3 protein-coding genes are annotated in these 1,604 nt (G+C 69.4%); 2 read left to right on the top strand and 1 reads right to left on the bottom strand.

Annotated elements, in window-relative coordinates:
* Positions 1 to 234, top strand: a 234-nt coding sequence (nadE, locus tag VEZ38_RS00200) for an NAD(+) synthase (RefSeq protein ID WP_324890717.1), incomplete at its 5' end; no start/stop codon positions are given.
* Positions 235 to 306: 72 nt separating this feature from the next.
* Here the strand turns inward: nadE and VEZ38_RS00205 are convergent.
* A complete protein-coding gene (locus tag VEZ38_RS00205) occupies positions 307 to 1,140 on the bottom strand; it encodes a nucleotidyltransferase domain-containing protein (RefSeq protein ID WP_324890719.1) in 834 nt (277 codons plus the stop codon).
* 94 nt (positions 1,141 to 1,234) lie between these two features.
* On the opposite strand from VEZ38_RS00205, the gene acpS reads away from it, so the two are divergent.
* The coding region (gene acpS / locus VEZ38_RS00210; RefSeq protein ID WP_324890722.1) for a holo-ACP synthase at positions 1,235 to 1,604 on the top strand (370 nt) is incomplete at its 3' end.

The raw sequence follows: 1,604 nt of genomic DNA on the forward strand, positions 1-1,604 counted from the left end.
AAACGGCAAGTGCGCGCGCTCGCCCGATCGCTCGGCGTGCCGCAGCCGATCCTCGATAAGGCGCCGACGGCGGGACTGTGGGAAGGCCAGACGGACGAGGGGGAGCTGGGCATCTCGTACGAAGCCAACTCGGATTACCTCGAAGGCAAGCCGATCGACGACGCCATTCGAGCGAAGCTTGAGCGGCAATACGATAAAACCGCGCACAAACGCCTCCCGATCCCCGGCATCTAAGGGGCGGCGGGCGCATCCGGCCCGGCTCCCGTTCGCGGGGCCGGGCTTTCGCATGCGGGTCGCCGGACGCGGTTAGAACGACGCGCGGCGGGCGCGGCAGGCGCGCAGGAACGCCTGCAGCGGCTCGACGTCGAAGTGCAGCGCTTCCCGCGGCTCCGGGCGGCGATACAGCTTCAGCGCGTCGGCGACGACCTCGATGTGCAGCGGCATCGAAAGCATGCCCCAGGCGCCGGCTTCCTCCTTGGACACGACGGCGCCGTCGGCGGCGAAGCGCAGCGCGCGGAGCCAATCGAGCACGGCGTCGACCGGCCGCTTCGAGACGTCCCGGAACGGAGCGTCCGCGCCGGCGTACATCGCCGCCCGCACGACCGCGTCGGGCACCGCCGGCAGCGCCTCCTCGCGCCGCGCGCCGTGCAGCGACACGCCGCGATCGCGGGCCGCCCGCACGCGCGCCGCCAGGACGTCGTCGGTTCCGCCGGCGAACGCCTCCAGCGCCCGAAGCCGCCAGGCGGCCTCGCCGTCGGGACCGTCGGGCGTCCCCGCAATCGCGATCGCAGCCTCGAACCGTTGCCGCCACGCCTCGGCGTAATGGAAGGCGTACCGGCAGGGCTGCCGCCAAGTCCGCAGCTCCGAGGCGCCGCAGACGTATAAGTCTACGGGATGCGGCGCTCCGGAGAGCGCCAGCAGTCCGAGCGCGAGCGAACGCTTCGCCTCCTCCGACGCCGCTCCCTCCACGACCGCCAGCAGATCGAGATCGCTCCGCTCCGGTTGGAACGAGTCGGTCGAGAGCGAGCCGTGCAGGACGACGCCGAGCAACGATGCGCCGAACGCTTCGCGGAGCAGCTGCGTCAGCCGGTCGACCTGCACTTTCGTCGCCTCCGGCGCCGTGGCGATGCCGTATCCCATGATTTTCATCCTTTCTTTTAAGCCGCTATATCGCATTTTACTTTATTTTCCGGTAAACTGGTAATAACTATTCAGACGAGCGGGGCATGCAGCGATGATTATCGGAATCGGTACGGACATCGTCGGACTGGAGCGAATCGGCAAACTGCTCGAAGGGGAGCGCGGAGACGCGTTCGCGCGGCGGGTGTTGTCGGCGTCGGAGCTCGCGTACCTGGCGTCGAAGCGACTGCCGCGGGCGAGGCGCGTCGAATTTATCGCGGGGCGGTGGGCGGCGAAAGAGGCGGTGGCGAAGGCGCTTGGCTGCGGCATCGGCGGCGACCTTTCGTTCCGCGACGTAGAGGTGCTGCCGGACGAGCGCGGCAAGCCGTGCTGCCGCGTGGCGCGCCGCGTCGCGGAGGGGTTGCGACTGCACGTGTCGATCTCGCATGCGGACGGGTGGGCAAGCGCCTTTGCGGTCGCCGAAC

The sequence above is a fragment of the Paenibacillus sp. genome (assembly GCF_035645235.1).
Lineage (GTDB): Bacteria > Bacillota > Bacilli > Paenibacillales > YIM-B00363 > Paenibacillus_AE.

What these genes read in the sequence shown, in the direction of transcription:
- VEZ38_RS00205 (WP_324890719.1), bottom strand. Translation starts at nt 1,140, where the DNA reads ATGGGATACGGCATCGCCACGGCGCCGGAGGCGACGAAAGTGCAGGTC.